Origin of the sequence: Kribbella sp. NPDC050459, from assembly GCF_040655315.1 — a bacterium.
GTDB lineage: Bacteria > Actinomycetota > Actinomycetes > Propionibacteriales > Kribbellaceae > Kribbella.
The window spans coordinates 63,511-86,285 of sequence record NZ_JBFAJQ010000009.1 but is presented as its reverse complement, the minus strand read 5'-3'; the positions used below and the strand labels follow the sequence as shown (position 1 = coordinate 86,285).

At 70.3% G+C, this 22,775-nt stretch carries 21 protein-coding genes; 9 read left to right on the top strand and 12 right to left on the bottom strand.

The window, feature by feature from the left end:
- Nucleotides 1-99: 99 nt before the first annotated feature.
- Nucleotides 100-1,077 (bottom strand): zinc-binding alcohol dehydrogenase family protein, encoded by a 978-nt coding sequence (locus AB0I12_RS26810; protein ID WP_359934589.1) that lies wholly within the window; start codon nucleotides 1,075-1,077, stop codon nucleotides 100-102.
- Between the two features lie 205 nt (nucleotides 1,078-1,282).
- Between AB0I12_RS26810 and AB0I12_RS26805 the strand changes: the two genes are divergently transcribed.
- The 3 genes from AB0I12_RS26805 to AB0I12_RS26795 all read left to right on the top strand — a co-directional run bounded on the left by AB0I12_RS26805 (nucleotide 1,283) and on the right by AB0I12_RS26795 (nucleotide 3,914).
- Entirely contained in the window at nucleotides 1,283-2,107 is an 825-nt protein-coding gene (locus tag AB0I12_RS26805; RefSeq protein WP_359934587.1) for a glycerophosphodiester phosphodiesterase family protein, read from the top strand.
- A gap of 241 nt (nucleotides 2,108-2,348) precedes the next feature.
- Entirely contained in the window at nucleotides 2,349-2,765 is a 417-nt protein-coding gene (locus AB0I12_RS26800; RefSeq protein WP_359934585.1) for an ATP-binding protein, read from the top strand.
- A gap of 177 nt (nucleotides 2,766-2,942) precedes the next feature.
- A complete protein-coding gene (locus tag AB0I12_RS26795; RefSeq protein ID WP_359934583.1) occupies nucleotides 2,943-3,914 on the top strand; it encodes a DUF5926 family protein in 972 nt (323 codons plus the stop codon).
- 373 nt (nucleotides 3,915-4,287) lie between these two features.
- Here the strand turns inward: AB0I12_RS26795 and AB0I12_RS26790 are convergent, their stop codons facing one another.
- Together AB0I12_RS26790 and AB0I12_RS26785 are read right to left on the bottom strand one after the other, a co-directional pair.
- Nucleotides 4,288-5,520, bottom strand: a complete 1,233-nt coding sequence (locus AB0I12_RS26790) for an arginine deiminase (protein WP_359934581.1) — start codon at nucleotides 5,518-5,520, stop codon at nucleotides 4,288-4,290.
- Between the two features lie 94 nt (nucleotides 5,521-5,614).
- Nucleotides 5,615-6,205, bottom strand: a complete 591-nt coding sequence (locus AB0I12_RS26785) for a dihydrofolate reductase family protein (RefSeq protein ID WP_359934580.1) — start codon at nucleotides 6,203-6,205, stop codon at nucleotides 5,615-5,617.
- 250 nt (nucleotides 6,206-6,455) lie between these two features.
- Between AB0I12_RS26785 and AB0I12_RS26780 the strand changes: the two genes are divergently transcribed.
- The gene (locus AB0I12_RS26780) at nucleotides 6,456-7,253 is read left to right on the top strand and encodes a glycosyltransferase (RefSeq protein ID WP_359934578.1); all 798 of its coding nucleotides are present in this window, start codon (nucleotides 6,456-6,458) and stop codon (nucleotides 7,251-7,253) included.
- Nucleotides 7,243-8,781, top strand: coding sequence for a DUF2029 domain-containing protein (locus AB0I12_RS26775; protein ID WP_359934576.1), 1,539 nt, complete (start codon nucleotides 7,243-7,245; stop codon nucleotides 8,779-8,781). The genes AB0I12_RS26780 and AB0I12_RS26775 overlap by 11 nt, the downstream gene beginning before the upstream one ends.
- 161 nt (nucleotides 8,782-8,942) lie before the next feature.
- Here AB0I12_RS26775 and larC read toward each other — a convergent pair whose 3' ends face one another.
- Together larC and larB are read right to left on the bottom strand one after the other, a co-directional pair.
- Nucleotides 8,943-10,310: a nickel pincer cofactor biosynthesis protein LarC gene (gene larC / locus AB0I12_RS26770; protein WP_359934574.1), complete on the bottom strand. Its 1,368-nt coding sequence runs from the start codon at nucleotides 10,308-10,310 to the stop codon at nucleotides 8,943-8,945.
- Nucleotides 10,310-11,026 (bottom strand): nickel pincer cofactor biosynthesis protein LarB, encoded by a 717-nt coding sequence (gene larB / locus AB0I12_RS26765; protein WP_359934572.1) that lies wholly within the window; start codon nucleotides 11,024-11,026, stop codon nucleotides 10,310-10,312. The genes larC and larB overlap by 1 nt, the downstream gene beginning before the upstream one ends.
- 103 nt (nucleotides 11,027-11,129) lie before the next feature.
- Here larB and AB0I12_RS26760 point away from each other — a divergent pair, with 103 nt between their 5' ends.
- On the top strand, nucleotides 11,130-11,615 hold the full coding sequence (locus tag AB0I12_RS26760; RefSeq protein ID WP_359934570.1) for a DUF4446 family protein: 486 nt from the start codon (nucleotides 11,130-11,132) through the stop codon (nucleotides 11,613-11,615).
- Between the two features lie 24 nt (nucleotides 11,616-11,639).
- Here AB0I12_RS26760 and AB0I12_RS26755 read toward each other — a convergent pair whose 3' ends face one another.
- Complete coding sequence (locus AB0I12_RS26755; protein WP_359934568.1) at nucleotides 11,640-13,202, bottom strand: diacylglycerol kinase family protein; 1,563 nt, start codon at nucleotides 13,200-13,202, stop codon at nucleotides 11,640-11,642.
- Nucleotides 13,203-13,329: 127 nt separating this feature from the next.
- Here AB0I12_RS26755 and serS point away from each other — a divergent pair, with 127 nt between their 5' ends.
- Nucleotides 13,330-14,604 carry a serine--tRNA ligase gene (gene serS, locus AB0I12_RS26750; RefSeq protein ID WP_359934566.1) on the top strand — a complete coding sequence of 425 codons (1,275 nt, stop codon included), beginning with the start codon at nucleotides 13,330-13,332 and terminating at the stop codon, nucleotides 14,602-14,604.
- Nucleotides 14,601-15,404, top strand: a complete 804-nt coding sequence (locus tag AB0I12_RS26745) for an HAD family hydrolase (protein ID WP_359934564.1) — start codon at nucleotides 14,601-14,603, stop codon at nucleotides 15,402-15,404. Before serS ends, AB0I12_RS26745 begins: the two co-directional genes overlap by 4 nt.
- A 144-nt stretch (nucleotides 15,405-15,548) precedes the next feature.
- Here AB0I12_RS26745 and AB0I12_RS26740 read toward each other — a convergent pair whose 3' ends face one another.
- Nucleotides 15,549-16,103, bottom strand: a complete 555-nt coding sequence (locus AB0I12_RS26740) for a WhiB family transcriptional regulator (RefSeq protein ID WP_359934562.1) — start codon at nucleotides 16,101-16,103, stop codon at nucleotides 15,549-15,551.
- Between the two features lie 578 nt (nucleotides 16,104-16,681).
- Here AB0I12_RS26740 and AB0I12_RS26735 point away from each other — a divergent pair.
- The gene (locus AB0I12_RS26735; protein WP_359934560.1) at nucleotides 16,682-17,491 is read left to right on the top strand and encodes an HAD-IIB family hydrolase; all 810 of its coding nucleotides are present in this window, start codon (nucleotides 16,682-16,684) and stop codon (nucleotides 17,489-17,491) included.
- A gap of 4 nt (nucleotides 17,492-17,495) precedes the next feature.
- Here the strand turns inward: AB0I12_RS26735 and AB0I12_RS26730 are convergent, their stop codons facing one another.
- The 5 genes from AB0I12_RS26730 to AB0I12_RS26710 all read right to left on the bottom strand — a co-directional run bounded on the left by AB0I12_RS26730 (nucleotide 17,496) and on the right by AB0I12_RS26710 (nucleotide 22,754).
- Complete coding sequence (locus AB0I12_RS26730; protein WP_359934558.1) at nucleotides 17,496-18,098, bottom strand: bacterial proteasome activator family protein; 603 nt, start codon at nucleotides 18,096-18,098, stop codon at nucleotides 17,496-17,498.
- Between the two features lie 46 nt (nucleotides 18,099-18,144).
- Complete coding sequence (locus AB0I12_RS26725; RefSeq protein ID WP_359934556.1) at nucleotides 18,145-18,675, bottom strand: CGNR zinc finger domain-containing protein; 531 nt, start codon at nucleotides 18,673-18,675, stop codon at nucleotides 18,145-18,147.
- A gap of 169 nt (nucleotides 18,676-18,844) precedes the next feature.
- The gene (locus tag AB0I12_RS26720; RefSeq protein WP_359934554.1) at nucleotides 18,845-21,457 is read right to left on the bottom strand and encodes an FtsX-like permease family protein; all 2,613 of its coding nucleotides are present in this window, start codon (nucleotides 21,455-21,457) and stop codon (nucleotides 18,845-18,847) included.
- Nucleotides 21,457-22,170, bottom strand: coding sequence for an ABC transporter ATP-binding protein (locus AB0I12_RS26715; protein WP_359934552.1), 714 nt, complete (start codon nucleotides 22,168-22,170; stop codon nucleotides 21,457-21,459). Before AB0I12_RS26715 ends, AB0I12_RS26720 begins: the two co-directional genes overlap by 1 nt.
- Nucleotides 22,167-22,754 (bottom strand): helix-turn-helix transcriptional regulator, encoded by a 588-nt coding sequence (locus tag AB0I12_RS26710; protein WP_359934550.1) that lies wholly within the window; start codon nucleotides 22,752-22,754, stop codon nucleotides 22,167-22,169. The genes AB0I12_RS26715 and AB0I12_RS26710 overlap by 4 nt, the downstream gene beginning before the upstream one ends.
- Nucleotides 22,755-22,775 lie beyond the last annotated feature (21 nt).

Below are 22,775 nucleotides of genomic sequence, written 5' to 3'. Positions count from 1 at the left end.
ACGACCGCAGGATCTGCAGGCCATCACAACCGCCTCGCCGCGAGGCGTCCCCCGCGGCGACTCGCCTCCGGGTGCGGATTGTGATGGCCTGGAGATCGGTCAGTCCACCCGGACGACCAACTTCCCCACGGCGCCGCCGTCCTGCATCATGCGGTGCGCCTCGCCGATCTCGTCCATCGTGAAGACCCGGTCGATCCGGATCGGGAGCGTGCCGGCCGCGACCAGGTCGACGTACCGCTGGAACGCGCCCGCGGGCAGGTCCGAGCTCTCGCCGCCGTACGCCGTCAGCCGGACGCCGTTCGGGAGGTAGCCGATCGGGTAGAAGTCCGGGATCGTCCAGGTATCGCTGAGCATTCCCGTGAAACACACCGTGCCGTGTACAGCTGTGGCTTTCAGGGTGTCGGGGAGGACATTCGTCCCGACCAGTTCGAGCGCCGCGTGAACGCCGTTCGGCAGAATCTCCCGGACCTTTTGCGCAACGTTGCCGTCGTCAACGATCGGGTGATCGACGCCGAGCTCGCGGAGCACCTGCGCCCGCTGCGGATTCCGCGTCGTCGAGAACACGGTCAGCCCGTGCTCCTTCGCCAGGACGGCCGCCGCGACGCCGACCGACGACGTACCGCCGCGGACCAGCAGCGACTGGCCCGGCTCGATCCCGAGGCCCGTGTAGAGCGAGCCGTGCGCCGTCTGCAGCATCTCCGGCAGCGCGCCGAGCGTCGCCCAGTCCAGGTCGGTCGTCACCGGGATCACCGACGACGCCGGGACGACCGTGTACTCGGCGTACCCGCCGTCGTACTCGCGGCCCATCCCGCCCATCATCGCCACCACCTGCTGCCCGCTGGTGAATTCACCACCCGGGGCGAGGTCGACCGTCCCGGCGGCCTCGATGCCGGGGATCACCGGGAACCGCGCGTTCGTCGCCAGCCCGGCGCGGAGGTGGTGCTCCGAGCGGTTCAGCCCGAACGCCTCCACCTTGATCCGCACCCAGCCGGCCTCCGGCTCCGGCACCGGCACCCGCCGCACCCGAAGCTCCTCCGGCTCCACCGGCCCGTCCAGCACGATCGCCCGCATGTCCATGCCGTGAGGGTAGGTCTCGTGCTCCCACGCCTACTGCGCGGCACTCGGCACGGCACCTCGCCGCACTGGAGCAAAGGCCACGATGAAACCACATCGAGGCCTTCACTCCAGCACGCCGATGCACCGCACCGAGCACCTGCTCGCGACGGCGTGGGAGCACGAGACCTACCCCGATCCTCTATCACCGTGTGAAAGAGTTTCTTTCATGCGGAAGCTCCCGCGCGTCGTAGCTCATCGCGGCGCCAGTGACGTCAATCCCGAGCACACTCTCGCGGCGTACCAGCGGGCGATCGAAGTCGGCGCGGACGGACTCGAGTGCGATGTCCGGCTGACCTCCGACGGGCACCTGGTGTGCGTCCACGACCGCCGGATCGAGCGCACCTCGAACGGCCGCGGCGTGCTGTCCACGATGAGCCTCGAGGAGCTGGAGACGTACGACTGGGGCTCCTGGAAGCACCCCTGGGCCGAGCTCGACGAGGAGTCCGAGCTGCCCGGCCTCGACGTCCGGAAGGTGCTCACGCTCGAGACGCTGCTCGCCACCGTGCGCGACGCCGGCCGGCCGGTCGAGCTGGCGATCGAGACCAAGCACCCGACCCGGTACGCCGGTCTGGTCGAACGCCGCCTGATCGACGCCCTCGACCGCTTCGGCTGGGCGCACCCGAAGGTCGGCAGCGAGTCGCCGGCCCGGGTGATGAGCTTCTCCTGGCTCTCGCTGCGCCGGATGCGCGCCGCGGCGCCCGGCCTGCGCACGGTCCTGCTGATGGACCGCGTCCCGCTGCGCTTCCGCGACGGCTCGCTGCCGACCGGCGTTTCGTACGCCGGACCGAGCCTGGAGATCGTCACCGCGCATCCGGAGTACGTCGACCGCGCGCACAAGCACGGGCACGAGGTCCACGTCTGGACGGTGAACGCCGAGAACGACATCCGGCACTGCCGCGACATCGGCGTCGACGCCGTGATCAGCGACCGCCCGGACGTCGCGCTCCGGGTCCTCGCGGAGGGGCCGGAAGGTGTAGGACGTCGTACCTGACCTGCGGGTTTGTGACACGCCGGGACGAAATTGTGTGGCTTGTGTCACGCGGTCCGGATACGTAGCGAGATGAATGCGGGCGGTTATCGTAAACGTTCAATTCCGTCGATTTCGTTACGGTTTCAGGGTTTTTAGGCGTGATCTTCGGGAGGCTATGTAACGGAATACTTGCGGGTGTTTTCCGGGGCTGGTTCGTGGGCAGAAGTTCCAGTGGCTGAACCGATCATCGAGGAGACCCTGCTTGTCCTCTGCGACCCTGCCCGCCGACGTGAGCGTCGTGGACGTCGTACTGCCGCATGAAGTGTCCGCGGTAGCGGACGCCCGGCGCCGTCTGGCCGCCTACCTGAAGCGCTACCGGGTCACCGTTGCCGCCTCTGACGACGCGCAACTGGTGCTCTCGGAGCTGCTCTCCAACGCCATCCGGTACGCACCTCCGCTGCCGGCCGGTGAAGTGCGGGCCGCGTGGTGGATCGACAAGGCAGGAATCCATGTCGAGGTCACCGACGGCCGCGGCGACACCGAGCCGCAGCGGATCAGCGACCCGCACCCGGAGTCGATCGGCGGCCGCGGCCTGGCCATCGTCGACGTCCTCACCTCCGGCTGGGACGTCCGCACCGGCAGCTCGCACCGCACGGTGCACGCGGTCATCCCCAGCTGATCCCCGCGCCTCCCCGGCCCCGGCACCCGCCCGCCCCAACACGAGTGGGTATCCCCTGGTGTGTGGGGTTCTTCGTTGGTATGCGAGCGGAGAACCCCCGCTGCGAGCGGTTAACCCTCCGCGTGCGGTGGGAGCTGGTTGGCTCTTGGGCGGGCTCGGCTGTAAGACTGCGGGGTTATGGGAAAGAAGTCGCGGCAGCGCGCGAAGAACACGACGACGACCGTCACGCTCGACCCGGCCGATCTGGTGGACGTCGGGCCGCGCGAACCCTGCCCGTGCGGTTCGGGCAAGCGGTTCAAGCAGTGCCACGGCAAGGACCGGGCGCAGACCGCGGACAGCTTCGTGGTGCGGCCGTTCGAGGGGCTGCCCTCGGAGTGCGACCTGATCGCCTTCCGGGAGATCGTGCCGTCCGGCACCGTGCAGGTCGAGCTCGTCGGTGACCACGCCGGCAAGGTGATCAACCTGGTCACCCTGCTCCCGATGGCGATGCCGGGCGTGGTGCGCGACGACGAGACGATCTGGATCGGGATGCAGACGCACGCCTCGTCGGGCGACCCGAGCCGCGACCTCGGCCACGCGATCACCACTGCGCTGCGCACCGACCCGGGACACCCGGTGCAGGTCGGCGACCTGATGAAGGACGGCCCGCGGCTGCAGGACCTGATCGACACGAGCAAGCCGCTCGACATCAAGGTCCACGACGGCTTCGAGTACTGGGTCGGCGAGAACGTCGAGGACCCGACCGGTGAGGTCGCGGCCGGCCTGGAGCGCGCGAACGCCGCGGCTGCCCCGACGGTCCGGCTGGAGTCGGTCGAGGCGGCGTACTGGACGACGATCGGCGATCGCATCTACCTGCGCTGGGTGCTGCCGCACACCGAGGACACGCTGCTCGACGCACTGGCCCGGCTGCACGCGGCGGGCTCGTCCGCGATCGTGGACCGCAGCCGGCTGATCGGCTCGTTCCGCGCGCTCGGCGTCCTGGCGCCGGTCTGGGAGCTGCCCGCCGGCACCGAGGCCGCCGACGTCGAGAAGCCGGCCGCCGACTTCGCGACGGCGCTGGAGAAGGCACTCGCCACCGAGGCCCCGCTCACCACCGAGGAACGAGCCGCCCGCGCCGGCCTGGCCAGCCGCCAGCTCACCATCCGCTGACCCCAGCACGACGAACCCTGGATCCCACGCTTACCGGTCCAGTGTGCGAACGCCCGGCTGAACCACCGGCCGGGCGTTCGCCGGTTTGAGCCAGGGGCCGTTCAGGCCGCACCTGCGACAGGTGGAGGAGCCGCCCCGGCGGTTGGCCACGCCAACGACAAACGCCCACTCGGCTGAGCAGGGTGGGCGTTGTGTTTACTGAGAGTGGTCTAGGCCGCCGAAGCGATCTGACCTCAGAAACGTGGACGGCCCAAGTCCTGCTGACGGGGGAGCAACAGGGCCTGGGCCTAGGCATGGAGAATACTCAGGCCAAGGGCTCCGCACAACCCCCGATTTCACTCCGCGTGTCGCCAGGCTCACAAGCCCACCGGGCTCAGGTGGTGACCGGGGCGCGGAGGACCGGGCAGGACATGCAGCGGGGGCCGCCTCGGCCGGAGCCGAGTTCGGAGCCGGAGATGCGGATGACCTCGATGCCGGACTCCTCCAGGCGTGCGTTGGTCTCCACGGTCCGCTCGTAGGCGATGCACACCCGCGGCGCCAGGGCCAGGGTGTTGTTGCCGTCGTCCCACTGCTCGCGCTCGGCCGTCACCGGGTCCAGCCCGGTGTCGATGCGCCGCAGGGTGTCGATGCCGAGCGCCTTCGCCGCCGCGACCAGGAACGGCTCGGACTCCGCGACGTGCAAGCGGTCGCCGTCGGTGGTGACCGCCAGCGCCCGCATCTCCTCGGCCATATTGGGATACATCAGGACGGCGTCGGTGTCGACCATCGTGCAGACGGTGTCGAGGTGCATCGTCGCCCGCTGCTGCGCGATCGGTACCGCGAGCACGGTGTGGGCGAGCCCCTTAGTGAACACCCGCTGGGCGAGCCGCTCCACGCCGGCAGGCGTCGTCCGCTCGCCGACTCCGACCGCGAGGACCCCAGGGCCGAGCGCGAGCACGTCCCCGCCCTCGACGTGCTCCAACTGGTGGTCATACACCTTGTCGGCGCCTGCGAACCGCGGGTGGAACGTGTAGATCAGCTCGGTCAGCTGTGTCTCACGCATCCGGGCCGGCATCGCGAGCGAGGTGACCGCGACGGAGTCGCGGATCCAGACGCTCGAGTCGCGGGTGAACAGCAGGTTCGGCAGGGGGTCGATGAGGAAGTCCTCGTGCGCCAGCAGTGAGGTGACCAGCCCACCGGCGTGAACCTCGTCGTTGCGCACACCGGCCATCAGGGCCTCGGCCAGCGCGGGCGGCTCCAGGTCGCCGAGGGCGGCCCGCAGGTAGTCGCGGAGGGTGTCGCCCAGCCGTAGGTCCTCGGTCGCGCCGGCGACTGCCTGGGCACGGGCCTCCGGATGGTTGAGCGACTCGGTCAGCAGCTCGCCGAGATACAGCACCTCGACGTCGCGGTCGCGGAGCGCCTGAGCGAACGCGTCGTGCTCGTCCTGCGCCCGCCCGACCCACGGGATGCCGTCGAACAGCAGCTTGTCGTTGTTGCGCGGCGTGAGCCGACGGAGCTCGTTGCCCGGCCGGTGCAGCATCACCGTCCGCAGCGGACCGACCTCACTGTCGACGCCGTACGCCGTGCCGTCCCGGAATCCCTGGCCGTCCTGCCGCGTCTCGGTCATCCGTCCGCCCTTCGCCTCCGCCGTGCCCACCACGCTACGGCAACCCGGTCAATCTGTCTGATTGTCCGACAATATGCGTCGGATGGCCAATCGGTCAGGAGCGGACCCGGTCGTAGATCAGGCAGAGCGCGCCGGAGTCGGTCGGGGTGGAGTCGGTCAGCTTCCAGGAGGTGGCCGGCAGCCCGTCCTCGAAGAGCCGGGCGCCGCCGCCGACCAGCTCGGGGTCGAGCGTGATGCTCAGCCGGTCGATCTCGTCGGCGGCCAGCAGTGCACGGATCACGCTCGAGCTGGCCAGCACGATGATGTCGCCGCCGTCCTGGGCGCGGAGCTGCTTCACCACGTCCGCGGGCTCGCCGTCGGCGATCCGGGAGTGCTGCCAGGGCGCCTCGGTCAGCGTCGTCGAGAAGACCACCTTGTCGGTCTCGTTCAGCCACTGTGAGAACGCGCGGTCCTGCGGGGCCGCATTCTCGTCGTCGGCCACCGCCGGCCAGAAGCCGCCGAAGCCTTCGTAGTTCTTCCGGCCGAGCAGGATCGTGGTGGCCGGCCGGGTCACCCGGATCATGTGGTCCCGGGCACCCTCGGTGATCGCGTGCGGCACGATCCAGCTCATGTCGTAGTCGCCGCCGGCGCCGTTCACCCGCCCGTCGAGCGAGAGCGAGATGTTGGCGGTCACAGTGCGGGTCATGTCCTTACCTCTTCCTGATCGGTCCTGCCTGACCCCTGAAATCCTGCCGCCGCGGCCGCCCCGGAACATCTGCCAGCCGGCCGATATCGGGCGGCCACCCGGCCGACGGCGCGGCCTGTCGACAGAGAAGATGTCGTGATCAGGACCCCGTCCGGCGGTTTTCCACAGGCTCGTTCGAAAGAACGAGAAATCCACAGGCGGTGGCCGCTGAGGCAGTCGATCGGCTGCGGAGGAACTAGGCTGCAGTGCTGTGCCCGATGAAGACCTGTCCCCCGAACCGTTCGAGCGTGCCGTCGCCTGCGTGATCCCGGCGAAGGACGAGGCCGACCGGATCGCGGCGACCGTCGACGCGGTGCACAAGATCATCGGCGTCGACCTGGTCGTGGTCGTCGACGACGGCTCCACGGACGGCACGACCGAGGCGGCCGAGCAGGCCGGCGCGGTCGTCGTGCGGCACGAGCGCAACCGCGGGAAGGCCGCCGCGATGGAGACCGGCGCGGCCGCCGTCGCGGAGCGCGACGGCGCCCGGCCGCGGCACCTGCTGTTCCTCGACGCCGACCTGACCGACACCGCGTCCGGGGCGGGCCCGCTGATCGAGCCGGTGCAGACCGGCCGTGCAGACATGACGATCGGGACGCTGCCGGCCCAGGTGCGCGCCGACGGCTCGAAGGCGGGCGGACACGGGTTCGTGGTCCGGCTGTCGCGGGCCGGGATCCAGGAGGCGACCGGCTGGGCGCCGGAGCAGCCGCTGTCCGGTCAGCGCTGCCTCACCCGCGCCGCGTTCGACTCCGCGGTGCCGCTGGCCGCCGGCTTCGGGGTCGAGACCGCGCTGACGATCGACCTGGGGCGGAAGGGCTTCCGGATCCTCGAGGTGCCGATCGACGTCCGGCACCGGGCCACCGGGACCGATCTGCGCGGCCAGCTGCACCGCGCGAAGCAGTATCTGCACGTCCGCCGTGCGCTCGCCGCCCGCAGTGCGCTGCCCGCGGACGGTGGTGGGCCGTCGCTGCGCAGTCTGTTCCCGCGGAGACTTCGCAATGAGCACTGACGCAGGCCTGAAGTACGGCCGCTGGGCTGTCGCGCTCTACATCGCGTGCACGGCGCTGATCGTGGCGGTCGGCCTGCTCGGCCCGTCCGTGGTCGTGCTGACGCTGACCAACCCGCACGCCTGGCTCCCGTCGTACTGGTTCGACACCAAGCCGAACGACTGGCTCGTGACGGTGATGATCTACGTCGCGATCCTGCTCGGCGGGTACGGCGTTTTCCTGGCCACCAAGGCGTTGAAGCACGGGTGGGCGCCGCGGGTCGACCGTTTGATTGCCTTGGGCATCGGTACGACGGCGGCCGTCACGCTGGTCCCGCCGATGGCCTCCGGGGACGTCCTGATCTACGCGGCGTACGGGCGGATCATGGCGCTCGGCGGCGACCCGTACACGGTGTCCCCGGCCGACACCATCCGGCTCGGGTACGACCCGGTGATCGCCGCGACCGAGCGGCCGTGGCAGGGCGCCCGCAGTGTGTACGGGCCGATCGCGACCTGGGTGCAGTGGCTGGCGTCGCTGATCGGCGGTGACTCCGCGCAGCTCACCGTGTGGATGCTGCAGTTGTCGGTCGGGATCGCCATCGTCGTCACCGGGCTGTTGCTGGTGAAGCTGGTCGGCAAGGACCTGCCGGCCAGGCGGCGGGTGATCATGCTCGGCCTCGCGAACCCGCTGATCCTGTGGTCGGTGCTGGCCGGTGCGCACAACGACGCGATCGCGGTGATGTTCGCGGTGATCGCGCTGGTCTTCTTCCGCCGGCACGTGTTCCTGGCCGGCATCATGATCGGCGTCGCGGGCTGCACGAAGCTGTCGATCGGCCTGGTCGGCGTGGCGATGCTGTGGGCGCTGCGAGCCGACCGGCGCAAGTGCCTGTACTTCTGCGGCGGCGGCGCGCTCGCCATGGGCGGGCTGTATGCGATCGTCGGCCTGCAGGCGTTCCAGCAGGCCCGGTCGCAGACGTCGTTCATCTCCACCGGCACGCCGCACAAGGTGCTGCTGAGCTTCTTCACGCTGTTCCTGCCGAACGGGCTGGTGCGGACCGTTCTGGCGATCCTCGCGTGGGTCGGCCTGATCGTGGTCGCGATCCTGCTGACGCAGGTGTTCCCGAAGTCGCTGGTGCCGCAGACACACCCGGACGACCCGACACCGGCCGCGATCCGGTACACCGCGATCTACGCGATCGCCTGGGTGCTGACCGCGATGTACTCGCTGCCCTGGTACGACGTGATCGCGTGGGTCGCCCTGGCCGCGGTCGCCGCGTCGAAGGTCGACAGCCTGATGGTCATCCGGACGACGATGCTCGCGATCGCGTACGTCCCGGGCCGGGATCCACGCGCGCGGCAGGTCGCGGCCAGCCTGTCGGACTCGCTGGAGTTCTTCAGCGCGCGACTGCGGGACACCATCTGCCCCGCGGTCGAGCTGGCGGTCCTGATCGGCCTGATCGTCTGGGCCCGCCGCAACGGCGCCCAGTGGTGGCCGTACGACTGGCCCCGCCGCAAGCAGAAGCCGCTCCCGGAGAAGGCCGCGTCGGTCTAGGCCCTGTCTGGTAATCCATCGCCTACTGCGGGGCACTCGGCACGGCACCTCGCCGCACGGGTGCAAAGGCCACGATGCTCCGCATCGAGACCTTCGCCCCCGCACGCCGATGCACCGCACCGAGCACCTCCTCGCTACGGCGCTGAATTACCAGTCAGGACCTAGCTCCAGAGCGCTTCCGCCGCGGCGACCGCGCGGGCCAGGACGAGCTTCACCGGCTGGTTCAGCTCGGCCGCGGCCGCGACCACGTCGTCGTACTCCGGTTGCACGTTCACGACCTGACCGTCGTACCGGGCGATCTTCACGCTGATCGACTGGCCGTCGAGCTTGATCGTGGTGAACTCGCGGTCCGCGGCGTGCTTGCTGATCGGGTACTCGCGCAGCCCGATCGCGGTCGTCTCGGCGAGGATCACCCGCCGTACGGCGTCCGCCTTCGTGCTCGTCACCAGCACCGAGAGCGTGTGCGCCGGACGGCCCTTCTTCATCAGGATCGGGGTCAGCCAGGCGTCGGCGGCGCCCGCCTTCAGCAGGCTTGCCAGGATCTGCGGCCACAGCCGGGGGTCGAGGTCGTCGACGTTCGTCTCGTAGACGAGCTCCGTCGCCGGGCGGTCGGCGGACTCGCCGACGATCACGCGGAGGATGTTCGGGACCTCGACCGGGTCGCGCCCGCCCGCGCCGACACCGGTCGTGCTGACGCGCATCGGCGGCATCATGCCGAACTCGTCCGCCAGCGTGGCGAGCAGCGCGGCGCCCGTCGGGGTCGTCATCTCGTACGGCGCCGTGCCGCCGACGACGGGTGCGCCGGCCTCGGCCACCAGGTGCAGCACCGCAGGCCCGGGGATCGGGATGCCGCCGTGCTGCCCGCGGACCTGACGCCCGCCACCCAGCGCGATCGTCGACACGACCACATGCTCCAGCCCGAGGCTGACCGCTGCCGCCGCGACGCCCACGATGTCCGCGATCGCGTCCAGCGCCCCGACCTCGTGGAAGTGCACCGTGTCCGGCTCGACCCCGTGTGCGGACGCCTCGGCCCGAGCCAGCCGCGCGAACGTGTCGAGCGCCCGCTCCCGCACGGCGTCGTCGAGCGACGCCTGCTCCAGCAGACGCCGCACATCCGCCCACGCCCGCGTCGGACCGGAGTGGCTGTGGCGGGAGGAGGAGGCGTCGCCCACCTCCGGGCCGCCGGCGGCTCCACCGTCCCCTGGCCCCGTCGCGTCGTGCCCGTGTCCCGCGTCGTCATGCCCGTGCCCGTGCCCGTGTCCTGCGCCGTCGTCGTGCCCATGCCCGTGCCCATGCCCGTGGCCGGCGGCCTGGAGGTTTTCCGGGTGGGGCTCGCCGTTGACCTCGACCGTTGCCTTGGTGGCGGCAATCTGGTGGCGGGCCGTTTGGCTGACTGCGACGGAGAGGGACGGATCCACGGCGGCGACCGCCGCGTTCACGAAGGCGAGGTCCGCGCCGGCGGACAGGAAGGCGCCGAGGAGCATGTCGCCGGACGCTCCTGCGGAGCAGTCGATCCAGGCGGTGCGCATCAGGCGTCCTTCCGCTCACGCGGAGCCGACTGCCGGGCGACGCGGGCGGCGAACACACCGGCCCCGAACCCGTTGTCGATGTTCACCACGCTCACCCCGGGCGCACACGAGTTCAGCATCCCGAGCAGCGCGGCCAGCCCGCCGAACGAGGCGCCGTACCCGACCGAGGTCGGCACGGCCACCAGCGGTACGCCGACCAGTCCGCCGACGACGCTCGGCAGCGCGCCCTCCATCCCGGCGACCACGATCAGGCAGTCCGCCGCGTCCAGGCGCTCGCGCTCGCCGAGGATCCGGTGCAACCCCGCGACACCCACGTCGGTGATGACGTCGACCCCGGCCCCGAATACCCGAGCCGTCGTCGCCGCCTCCGCGGCCACCGGCGCATCCGACGTACCAGCGGCAACGACCGCGACCGTCCCGCGGCGCGTCGGCGGCTCGCCGAGCACTGCCGTACGTCCGACCGGGTCGACCACGGCAGCCGGCAGTGCAGCGGCGACGGCGTGCTGCGCCTCGTCGGTCAGCCGGGTCGCCAGCACGGCGTGGTCCGGGTGCGTGGCGTGCAGGGTCCGCAGCAGTTCCACGACCTGAGACGGCGTCTTTCCGGCCCCGTAGACGACTTCGGCGTCGCCGGTGCGCTCCAGCCGATCGGTGTCGAGCCGCGCGTACCCGAGGTCGTGGACGCCCGGTTGTACCCCCTGGTCAGGCAAATGTGTCACGCCGCGAATCTACGTTGCTCCGGCCCGAGGTGCCGAACCCGTCCCGTCCTGTGCACGTTGTGCGATCACCTGAACACTCAGGCGATGCTTTAGGCTTTCGTGCGTGTCTTCGTCGTTAGCCGGTGCCTTCGGGGTCGCCGCCCTCTTCGTGGCGGTGCTAGCCCTGGTGTTCGCGATCCAGGCCCTCCGGGCCCGGACGGTCTCGTCGGACCACCTGCCACCCGCCGCACACCCCGAGCCCGAACCGCAACCGGCCCAGCCGGAGGCCAAGCCCGGCACGGTGAAGTCGGAACTGCGCAAGCTGGGCAAGGACCTCGACGTCACCCGCGCCGAGCTCAAGGGGTCCCTGCAGCACCTGGCCGTCGTCCGGTACGACGCCTTCGGCGAGACCGGCGGCAAGCTCTCGTGGTCGATGGCGATCCTCGACGACAACGGCGACGGCGTCGTCCTCACCTCGATCAACAGCCGCGCCGACGCCCGCACGTACGCGAAGGAGATCAAGTCCTTCACCAGCGAGTCCAAGCTCTCCCCCGAAGAGGAAGAGGCCCTGGACAACCTGCGCAAGGAAGCCGGCCCCACGGTCGACTGACCTTGCAGCCGGCCCCGTACGACGTCACCGGCGTTTCGGGACCCGGGCGGTCAGCGCTCCTGGTTCGATCTCGGTGTAGAGGGAGCGGCCGGGGCCGATCGGGTCGCCGTCGAGCTGGCGCTGGACGTCCACGGCGGCGTGGATCTCGACCTTGCGGCCGGTGAAGCGTTCCAGGTACATGTCGGTGCGGTTGGTGCGTGTCATCAGGCGCCAGACGACGATCGGCCACTGGGTAACGCGGCGCGGGGCGATCACGACGACGTCCAGCAGGCCGTCGTCGGGACGGGCGTCGGGGAGCAGCGGGATGTTGGCCTGCAGCATGCCGACGTTGCCGATCACGACCGTGCGGACGCGGCGTTCGATCGTCTCGCCGTCGTCGATGGTGAGCTGGACGCGGACCGACGGGTGGTTGATGTTCTTCGCCGCCGACACCAGGTACGCCGTCCAGCCGATCTGCTTCTTCAGGTGCGGCGGGGCGTCGGAGATGATCGCGGCGTCCAGGCCGAGCCCGGCCATCACGGCGAACCGGTCGGTGTCGAGTTCGTCGCCGTGGACGCGGACCAGGTCGATCCGCCGGTCGCGGCCCTCGAGGATCCGCTCCAGGGCGTCGTCCAGGTCGAGCGGGATGTGCAGGTTGCGCGCCAGCAGGTTCCCGGTGCCGGCCGGGATCACGCCGACCGGGATCCCGGTGTGGGCGAGCGTCGAGCACACCACCCGGACCGTGCCGTCGCCGCCCGCGACCAGCACCAGGTCCGATTCGTACTCGATCGCCTGTTTGGCCATCGCGTTCCCGGCGTCGTCGACGCGGGTCTCCAGCCAGAGCGGGTCGTCGAACCCGCGGACCGCGAGGGCCCGCGTCACCTTGCGGCGGAACGCGACACCGTCGCCGACCTTGATCGGGTTCACGATCACCGCGGCCCTCGGCGGCGACGTCGTACTGTCGCCGGCGGACGACGGGATCCGGCGACGGCGCCGCCGCAGCCCCGGCCGGAGGCCGAACCCGATCGACGTCGCGGTCAGGATCGCCAGCCCGAGCGCCCAGCCGCCGAGGACGTCGGACACGTAGTGCACGTTCAGCGCGATCCGGTCCGCGGACGCGATCCACACCACCGCGAGCACCGGCAGCAGCACCAGCAGCCGGAACCGGCGCCGCCAGCCGCGCACCGACGGCAGCACGACGCCGAGCGCGCCGGCCATCACGAACGCTGCCGTCGCATGGCCGGACACGTAGGAGAAGCCGTCGGTCTCGACGAGCATCCCGGCCGGCCGGTCCCGCTCGAAGATCGCCTTGACCACCTGGACCAGGATCAGCTCGGCGGCGGCCGACGTCAGCAGCCAGATCGTCAGCAGCCGGGCCCGGCGATGCCACAGGTACGCGGCGACGATCACGATCACCGCCCGCGACGTCCACGGCAGCACCACCGCGCCGACCACCTGCCAGAAATCGACGAGGCCCTCGTGCGTGGCGCCGTACGACGCGGCGCGCGCGGCGACCGACTGGTCCCAGCGGGCCAGCGGCGGCCACCCCCGGAACACCAGCAGCGTGATCACCGTGAGCGGCAGCGCACCCAGCACGACCGTGAGCACACGGCCGACCGAACTGGGTGGGTGGTGGTTCATTGCCCGCTCGGATCCCCCTCGATGGTCACGTGTGGCCACCCCATCATCCCGAATAGACTTCGCCGGTTCAGACACGCCCCGATACCCTCAGGGTGTGATTGACGCGAAACTGCTCCGTGAGACCCCCGATGTCGTGCGCGCCGCCCTGACCAAGCGCGGCGAGAGTACTGACCTGGTCGACCAGATCCTGGTCGCCGACAGTGAGCGTCGATCGTCCATCTCCGCCTTCGAGGCGCTCCGGGCCGAGCAGAAGTCGCTCGGCAAGCAGGTCGCGCAGGCCAAGGGCGACGAGCGGGCCGCGCTGCTGGAGCGCACCAAGACGCTGGCCGCCGAGGTGAAGACCAACGAGGCCGCGGCGAACGAGGCCGGGAACCGCTTCGACGAGCTCGCCCGTGCGCTGCCGAACCTGGTGTCCGACGAGGCCCCGGTCGGCGGCGAGGACGACTACGTGGTGGTCGAGGAGGTCGGCAAGCCGCGCGACTTCGCCGCCGAGGGGTTCGAGCCCCGTGACCACCTCGAGCTGGGCGAGCTGCTCGACGCGATCGACATGGAGCGCGGCGCGAAGATCTCCGGCTCGCGGTTCTACTTCCTCAAGGGCGCCGGCATGCTGCTCCAGCTCGGCATGCTGCAGCTGGCGATCCAGCAGGCGGTCGAGGCCGGCTTCACCCCGATGATCACGCCGACCCTGGTCAAGCCCGAGGTGATGGGCGGCACCGGGTACCTGACGGCGCACGACGACGTCTACCGGCTCGAGGACCCCGAGCTGTACCTCACCGGTACGTCGGAGGTCGCGCTGGCCGGCTACCACATGGACGAGATCCTCGACCTGTCGAACGGCCCGATCCGGTACGCCGGGTGGTCGTCCTGCTACCGCAAGGAAGCCGGGTCGCACGGGAAGGACACCCGCGGGATCATCCGCGTCCACCAGTTCGACAAGGTCGAGATGTTCTCCTACTGCAGGCTCGAGGACGCCGCCGCGGAACACCTGCGGCTGCTGGCCTGGGAGAAGGAGATGCTCGACAAGATGGAGCTGAGCTACCGGGTGATCGACACCGCGACCGGCGACCTGGGCGTCTCGGCGTACCGGAAGTTCGACTGCGAGGCGTGGGTGCCGACGCAGGGCCGGTACCGGGAGCTGACCTCGACGTCGAACTGCACCGACTTCCAGGCCCGCCGGCTGAACATCCGGCACCGCGACGCCGAAGGCAAGACGCAGCCGGTCGCGACGCTGAACGGCACGCTGGCGACCACCCGCTGGATCGTCGCGATCCTGGAGACCCACCAGTTGGCGGACGGTTCGGTCCGCGTCCCGACCGCGCTCCAGCCGTACGTCGGTGGCCGCGAGGTGCTCGAACCGGTCGCTCGATGACCGACAGCCCACCCTTCGCGCGACCGACAGCCGTTGCCCTGGACATCGACGGCACCCTGATCGATCACGACGAGGGGATGTCGTCCGCGGTCCTCGACGCGGTCCGCCGGACGGCCGAGCAGGTGCCGGTGATCCTGGCCACCGGCCGGGCCTGGTCGACGACCAGGCCGGTGGCGCAGCGGCTCCGGCTGCCGGCCGACGGACTCGTTGTCTGTAGCAACGGTGCGCGCACGCTCCGCTACCCGGACGGCGAGGTCGTCGACGAGCGGACCTTCGATCCGTCGATGGTGATCGAGTCCGTCCGGCGGTACGCGCCGAACGCGCGGATGGCGGTCGAGGAGTACGACGGCAGCTACCTGGTCACCGAGCCGTTCCCGGACGGCGACCTCGGCCGGGACGCGCGGATCCGGGTGGTCACCGACGAGGAGCTCGCACCGCAGCCCGTGACCCGGCTGATCATCCGGGACCCCAACCAGTCCGAGAGCGATTTCGTCCACCTGGCGGAACGTCTCGGTCTGCACGGGGTCAGCTACTTCGTCGGCTGGACCGCATGGCTCGACATCGCGCCGGAGGGTGTGGACAAGTCGACGGGACTCAAGGTCGCGCTCGCGCAGTACGACCTGGACCCGGCCGGACTGCTCGCGATCGGTGACGGGCGCAACGACATCGAGATGCTCGGCTACGCGGGTCTCGGGGTCGCGATGGGCTCCGCGCCGGACGAGGTCAAGGAGTCCGCCGACGAGGTCACCAAGTCGGTCCAGGACGACGGCGTCGCGGCCATACTCAACCGCTGGTTCTGAGTCAAGGCGTTTCGGCGACAACCGAGACCCTTGACGCATCCGATGCCGCAGGCAAGCGAAAGGCCCGGAACCCCTGTCTTCGCGGGGATTCCGGGCCTTCGGTCGTTCAGTCTCCGATAGTCCGCTGGCGGGCCGAGTATCGGATCAGGCGACCCGGGTGCTGCCGGCGCGGCGCGGCTGGTGCTGCTGGTCGACGACGGTGTCGAACGCGTCCAGCACGGCCTCGACCGCGGGACGCGGCCGCGGGGCCTTGGCGGCCGGGCTCTGGCCGCGGCGGGCCCGCCGAAGGTGCCGCTTGACAGTCGACAAGGAACAGCCCAACCGCATGGCCAGGGACTCGAGGCTGTCGTTCGGGTACTGCGCGCGCAGCCGCAGGACCTCCTCGTGGCTCACCGGGCGACGGGTGCCGCGCGCGCCGGCCAGCTGGTCGAAGTCGTCCGCCTGCACCTCGACGTCGAGCAGGTTGCGGATCGAACGCCGTTGTACAGCAGTGGTTCCGGCGACGAAGCCGCTCACGTCGTGCTCGGCGACCGCGCTGTAGAGGCAGTCGGTGAACAGCGGGCACGAGGCGCACAGCGCCTTGGCCTCGCGGACGAGCTGCTCGTACCGCTCGCGGGTGCGACGGGTCGCAGACGCGGGCGGCGGCTCCTCCATCAAGCGGTGCTGGAAGATGTCGGAGCGGGCGATGCAGCCGGTCATTGACCCCTCCCCGGTAGAACATGTGTCGACAGCAGCTCGAGAGCTACTGCCCCCTGGCCCCGCTAGATTGGCGCTGTTGACGGTCATCAAGGCTCCCCAAGTATCAAGACCCGAATGAACGAACGGTGAACGACGTTCGTCCGCACGGATCCGCTAGCTGATGGACCCGCGTACTGTCACCGGCCCACCGTGTCGTCCCGGGCGCGGGACGCACCGATCCATAACTGTTGACGCCACTGCCGCGGTTTTGGTTGCAGCCAATTCCGCACCAGTTCTTCGACGTTTGTGTGTGCTTCCGGAGGTGGGGCCGGCATCAGTCGCGCTGATCCAGAACACGCTTACGACGCGAACGAACAGCCCCCGGTTCCCCGCCAGACCTCCGCATGAAATCACGCACCAACCGCGCAGCGCAGGGGAACTTGCTGCCTTTGCAGGATCCTGCCGTAACGGTCTGATGACGTTGTCAAAAGCTCAACGAGATAAGTCAAAAAGACCTGAAGCCGACGTCGTACGGCTTGCGCCCGAGGCGTTGACCAGGGTAATGCGGCACCGGATCATCGGACGATACGGTTGGCCTCGTGACGGCTTCGCAGTACCCCCGCCTGATAGCTACCGATCTCGACGGAACGCTCGTCCGCAGCGACGGCACGGTCTCCGCCCGGACCCGCGCCGCGGTCCTCGCGGCGCAGCGGGCCGGAAGTGTTTTCGTGATGGTCACCGCCCGGCCACCTCGCTGGCTGCACGACCTGTCGTACCTGGTCGGCGACCACGGCGTCGCGATCGTTGCCAACGGCGCTATTTTGTACGACGTCCTGCGCCGCAAGGCGATTCGGACCCGGTTGCTCGATCCCGCGGTGGCTCTCGAGGTGGCGCAGGCGATCCGCGCCGCGATCCCGGACGTGCAGTTCGCCATCGAGCGACCGGACCGCTACGGACAGGAACCGGTCTACCAGAACGCCTACCCGAATCCGGACAACTCGTTGATCGCCGCGGTCGAGGAACTCCTTACGGAGCCGGCCGCAAAGCTGCTCGTCCGGCATCCGAGCCTGCCCGCCGACGACCTGCTCGGTCTGGTCAATCCGTTGGTCGGCCAACGAGTGACCGCGAGTCACAGCGGCGGTCACGGTCTGGTGGAGATCTCCGCGAGCGGGGTGTCCAAGGCGGCGATGCTGGCCGACTTCGCCGCAGAGCAAGGGATCTCGGCTGCTGAGACGATCGCGTTCGGTGACTCGGTCAACGATCTGCCGATGCTCGCCTGGGCCGGCACGTCGTACGGCGTGGCCAACGCACACCCCGAAGTCCTCGCGGTGGTGGACAGAACTGCCCCCGCAAACGACGAGGACGGCGTCGCCGCCGTCCTCGAAGAGTTCTTCCAGCCTTTGAAATAAGGCGTTACAGATACATCCCGCCGCTGCCCGGGCCGTCGGTGGTACCGGCTTGCGGAGCTTCCGGGAACTGCCCGTCCGGGAGCTGCTGCCCGCCGGGCAGTGCGCGGCGCATCTGCTCCAACTGCTGGCGCGCGGCCATCTGCTGCGCGAACAACGCCGTCTGGATGCCGTGGAACAGCCCTTCGAGCCAGCCCACCAGCTGCGCCTGCGCGATCCGCAGCTCGGCCTCGGTCGGCGTGCTGTCATCGGTGAAGTCGAGGCTGAGGCGCTCGAGCTCCTCGACCAGCTCCGGCGCCAGGCCGCTCTCCAGCTCCTTGATCGACGCCTCGTGGATCGACCGCAGCCGCGCGCGGGAGGCTTCGTCGAGCGGCGCCGACTTCACCTCTTCGAGCAACTGCCGGATCATGTTGGCGACCCGCATCACCTTGGCCGGCTGCTCGACCAGCTCGGTCACCGAGCGCGGCTCGTCCTGCTCGTCGTGGTCGTTGTCGGAGCGCGGCGGTCCCTCGACGGCCATGCCGTCCGGCCCGACGATCAGCACCTTGCCGTCCTCGGTCCGCGCCCCGGCCATCGGAACTTCCTGGCCCTCGCTGCTGCTCTCGCTCATCTCCCCATCCTAGTTCGCGGTCCCCTTGCGGTACCCGCCGGGCGTTCTAGGATGCCCGCGCGCGATGACGGCGTACGGCGTCGCGGTTCGCGCAGGCGGGACTGCAGTAACGCTGGCGGCCGGTGCGCGACAGATCGGCGTACACGTTGGCGCAGCCCTCGGTGGCGCAACGGCCGAGCCTGGTGATCCCGCGGCCGGCCAGGTGCAGCGCCGTACCGGTGCTGATCAGCGTCGCGACCAGCCGCCCGACGGGTACGTCGTCCGGCCGGTAGTGCATGTGCCAGCCGTCGCCGGCGTGGTTGGTGAGCCGCGGATGCTCCGTGTACTTCGCGAGCATCGCGTTCACCAGGTCGACGCGGGTCTGCTCGTCCTGCGCGTCCACGACCTGCAGCCATTCGTCGAGCGCGGTCCGGACGGCCGCCAGATCCGCCGCAGTGACGTGCCGGTCACGCACCAGGCGGCTCTCGACGCCGCTCTCCTCACACCGCTCGGCCAGCTCGTCCGGCGTGGTCGCCGGGCGGGTGGCCAGGTTCACCGCGAGCAGGACGGCGTCGGCGCCGTAAGGGTTGAGATGCATAATGCCATTACATCACGATGGGTGCATGACTGAAACTCACCGTCATCGCTGGTCCGCGATCTCCAGCCACCCCGTCAGCGAGGGACTGGTCGTGTACCAGCGGTGTGCTTGTGGCCAATGGCGCGTCACCAGCACACCGCCGTACCCCGTCGCGTATCCCGAGGTCGCGCTACTCGATACGGCTGACCATCGGTAGCCGCGATCGCGTCAGCAGCCAGGCGAGCAGCCCGGCGAACAGCGGTACGACGACCACGATGCCGCCGATCTCCGCCCACGGGACCACGAAGCGCGGCGACCCGAACGCGGCGTGCGCCGTGTAGCCGTACAGCGCGCCGACCCCCACGCCCAGCACGCAGCCCAACTGTCCGAGCACCCACGCCTGGGCCGCCGCGAGCGACCGCCGCCGTCTCGGTGGCGCGCCAACCGCAGCGAGGGTGGCCAGATCGGCCCGGCCCTCGGCGGCTGACAGCGACACCGAGATCGCGACGCCGAGCAGGGTCACCACGGTGGCGGCGAGAAGGATCCCGATCAGGAACAGCCGCGCCGGGCTCTGGTACCCCTTCTCGACCACCAGCCGGTCGTCCGCGCCGAGCAGCCGAGCGACCGCCGCGATCTCGTCGGCGGACGGTTCCCGGGTGAGCTCGAAGTGCACCTCCGCGACCTGAATCGTGCCGAGCGCACGCGCGGTCTCCTGGCTGATCAGCGCGGTGTCGCGGAAGAACTGGACCCGTGGCGGCGGCCCGAACGACACCGCCGGCAGGTTCCGGAGATAGTCGTCGCCGTCATCGTTGTGCATGGCAACTGTCTGGCCGGCTGCGAGCCGGACGTCCGGGACGACCACCTTGCCCGCGCGCATCGCCGCCGCCACCTGCGCGCCGTACTCACCGAAGCGTTCGACGAAGGCGGGATCGGCCGCCTGCAACGGCATCCCGGTCATCCCCATGCCGTTCTCCGGTGTGGCGACGGCCAGAACGGGCGTGTAGCCATACTGGTTGGCCTTTGTGTTCGGTAACTGGACATACCCGAGCTCATACTGCTGCCGGACCGGAAGCAGCCCGGCCAGCTGCGCGCCGAGTTGTGGTGTGTACGTGATCCCTCCGGGGACATCCCGGCTGAACCGGACCGCCGCATCGCCCCGGTGCGCTGTCGCGGTGTAGTCCGCGGCGTCGGCCGCGATCGAGTTCGACGCCGCGAAGGCGACCGCGGCGGTGCCGGCCACGGCCATCATGATCGCCGCGGTCGCGGGACCGGTGCGGTGCCGATGGCGCGCGGCGTCGCGCATCGCCATCCGGCCGCTCAGCGGCAACACCCGCGCGAGGCCGGCGACCTTCACGACCAGGCTCGGCAGCATCCACACCAGTGCGGCGATCGACGCGGTGATGCCGAGCAGCACCAGCGCGATCGGGCCGATCGGCGTGGCCGTCGCCTGCTGCCCGAGTTGCGACGTCCGCGCCGATTTCAGCGCCGCGCCGATCATCGCGCTGCCGGCGAACACGCACCCGATCCCGCCGGCGAGCAGGACGACCGCGGCGATCCGGATCCGCGTCGCCCTCGCGGCGACGGTGAACCGCCCGGTCAGTGCGGCCATCGGCGCCTGCCGGCCGGCGCCGATCGCCGGTACGACGGCCGCGGCGAGTCCCGCACCGAGACCGAGCACCGCGATTCCGGCGATCGTGCCCCACGGGATCTGCCACGCGGTGAAGATCGAGTCCGTCATCGCCTCCCAGACCGGTTTCGCGCTGAACGCGGCGATCCCCGCGATCACCAGCCCGCCGGTCACACCGACCAGCCCGGCGAACAGGCCTTGCATCAGGACGACCCGCCGCACGTCTCCCGGCGTACCCCCGGCTGCCATCACGAGTCCGAGTTCACGGGTCTGGCGGCGGGCGCCGACCGCGAACGCCGTACCGGCGAGCAGCACGATCTCCAGGATCCCGAAGCCGATCACCAGTGCCATCGCGGCGTAAGGGCCGATGTCGTCGGCCGACGTCCCGTACGGGTCCGGCGGCGGATCGACGATGGTTGCTCGCGGCAAGAGAAACAGGCCCTTGCCGACCAGGTCGGTGCCGAGTTGCCCGGCGTCGGCAGAGTCGGGCAGATCGACGAGGTACTGCACCGTGCGCGTCGGGTCCGGCTCGTACAGCGTGGAGTCCGGTGTGGCGAAGATCGCCCCTGTGCTTTGTGCCGTGAGCATGCGGGCGATGCCGACGACGGTGTAACTCCGGCCGCTCGTGCTCACGACGGTGTCGGTCCGCCCGAGGTACTCCGCGACTGACGGCGAGATCGCGACCTCGTCGGCCTTCGCCGGCAGGCGGCCCTTGTCGAGCTTGACCGTCCCGGTGGTCAGCGGGTTCGCGCCGTCGCCCGTGAGCAGGATGACCGAGGTCTTTGTTTCCGGACCGCGGATCTCGGCCATGCCGGAGTCGACGAACGAACGGGCCAGCTTCGTCCCGGCCGGGAGCAGCGGCGTCGGGTCGAACGTCGCCGGAGTCCGGACCGCCTTGTCGTACCCCTCGGCCGGCGGCGGTTCGCCGTACGTCATCTCCTGGCCCGGCGGCACCTGGAGCTTGCCGTACTGCGTGACGTCCAGCCGGGCGTCCGCGCGGCCGATCGTGTTGGCGGCCAGCGTTTCACCGGTCGGGCTCGCGGACTTCAGGACGATGCCCAGCCACGTCGCGGCCAGCACGGGCAGTCCGATCAGCGCGGCGACCAGGAAGGTGCGGCCGAGCGTTCGTCGCGCCGTACGACGGGCGATCCGCAACGGCGGACCCCACTGGCCCATCAGCGGCTCTCCAGCAGCGCGTCGGCCTCGGGCAGCGGGCCGGCCTGGCCCACCAGGACGCCGTCGCGCAGGTAGACCACGCGATCGGCCCAGGCCGCGTCCCGCGCGCCGTGGGTGACGAGCACCCCGCCGATGCCGTGCTGGTCGCAGCGATCCCGGAGCAGCCGCAGAACGGCCTCGCCGGTCTCGGAGTCGAGTGCGCCGGTCGGCTCGTCCGCGAGCAGCAGACGCCGCTCACCCACAACCGCGCGGGCGATCGCCACGCGCTGCCGCTGACCACCGGACATGTCGTCGGGGAACCGGTCGGCGAGGTCCTCGATCCCCACCTCCTGCAACGCGGCGACGGCGGCCTTGCGGGCCGTCCGGCTGCGCGTGCCGTCCAGCTCCAGCGGAAGCGCGACGTTCTCGGCCGCGGTGAGCGCTGGAATCAGGTTGAAGTCCTGGAACACGTAGCCGATCCGGCGCCGCCGTAGCGCGGCCACGGCGTTCCGGCTGAGCGTGGTGAGGTCGTTGCCGTCGACAATGACTTCACCCGCGGTCGGCCGGTCGAGGCCGCCGGCGCAGGTGAGCAACGTCGACTTGCCGGACCCGGACGGACCCATCACGGCGACCAACTCGCCCGGAGCCACGGTCAGATCGACCCCGCGCAAGGCGTGCACGGCCTGCTCGCCCTGTCCGTGCGTCCGGGTCAGATTGCGAATGTCGAGGATCACGAGCGGGCCTCCTGCTCGTCCGGTACGACGGAGGTTCGCGGCGCCGGCCGGGGTGTGCCGCGGTGGCGTAACAGCATCGCCTCGCAGTGGTCGAGCCAGCGGATCTCGGCCTCGGCGCCGAAGATCATCGACTCGACGACCAGCTGCCAGGAGATCTCGCCGTCGCTGCTGTTGCGCTTCAGCCGGGTCAGTTCCTGCAGTGACTGCATCGTCGACATCCGCTGTCGCTGGACCACCGCGCCGACGTCCACGCCAGGCACCGCGAGCGCCAGCGCGAGCTTGATCGCGAGCTCGTCCCGCGGTCGCGACTCCCGGGTCACCGGAGTCTCGAACCACTTCGCCAGCTCGTCGCGCCCGGCGCCGGTGATCTCGTACATCGACCGGCCGTCGTCCTCGACGGTCGCCGCCCGGGCCGCCGCGGCCTGGACGAGCCCGTCACGCTCGAGGCGCGTCAACGTCGTGTAGACCTGCCCGATGTTCAGCGGCCAGGTCGCTCCGGTGGCGGCCTCGAACTCACCCCGCAACTGATAGCCGTACTTCGGCCCGTCCTGCAGCAACGCCAGCAATCCGTGCTTGATCGACATAGATACTGAGTATGCATACCG

Coding starts and splice junctions, on each gene's coding strand:
- AB0I12_RS26810 (WP_359934589.1), bottom strand. CDS start 1,077: ATGGACATGCGGGCGATCGTGCTGGACGGGCCGGTGGAGCCGGAGGAG.
- AB0I12_RS26805 (WP_359934587.1), top strand. CDS start 1,283: ATGCGGAAGCTCCCGCGCGTCGTAGCTCATCGCGGCGCCAGTGACGTC.
- AB0I12_RS26795 (WP_359934583.1), top strand. CDS start 2,943: ATGGGAAAGAAGTCGCGGCAGCGCGCGAAGAACACGACGACGACCGTC.
- AB0I12_RS26790 (WP_359934581.1), bottom strand. CDS start 5,520: ATGACCGAGACGCGGCAGGACGGCCAGGGATTCCGGGACGGCACGGCG.
- AB0I12_RS26785 (WP_359934580.1), bottom strand. CDS start 6,205: ATGACCCGCACTGTGACCGCCAACATCTCGCTCTCGCTCGACGGGCGG.
- AB0I12_RS26775 (WP_359934576.1), top strand. CDS start 7,243: ATGAGCACTGACGCAGGCCTGAAGTACGGCCGCTGGGCTGTCGCGCTC.
- larC (WP_359934574.1), bottom strand. CDS start 10,310: ATGCGCACCGCCTGGATCGACTGCTCCGCAGGAGCGTCCGGCGACATG.
- AB0I12_RS26745 (WP_359934564.1), top strand. CDS start 14,601: ATGACCGACAGCCCACCCTTCGCGCGACCGACAGCCGTTGCCCTGGAC.
- AB0I12_RS26740 (WP_359934562.1), bottom strand. CDS start 16,103: ATGACCGGCTGCATCGCCCGCTCCGACATCTTCCAGCACCGCTTGATG.
- AB0I12_RS26730 (WP_359934558.1), bottom strand. CDS start 18,098: ATGAGCGAGAGCAGCAGCGAGGGCCAGGAAGTTCCGATGGCCGGGGCG.
- AB0I12_RS26725 (WP_359934556.1), bottom strand. CDS start 18,675: ATGCATCTCAACCCTTACGGCGCCGACGCCGTCCTGCTCGCGGTGAAC.
- AB0I12_RS26720 (WP_359934554.1), bottom strand. CDS start 21,457: ATGGGCCAGTGGGGTCCGCCGTTGCGGATCGCCCGTCGTACGGCGCGA.
- AB0I12_RS26710 (WP_359934550.1), bottom strand. CDS start 22,754: ATGTCGATCAAGCACGGATTGCTGGCGTTGCTGCAGGACGGGCCGAAG.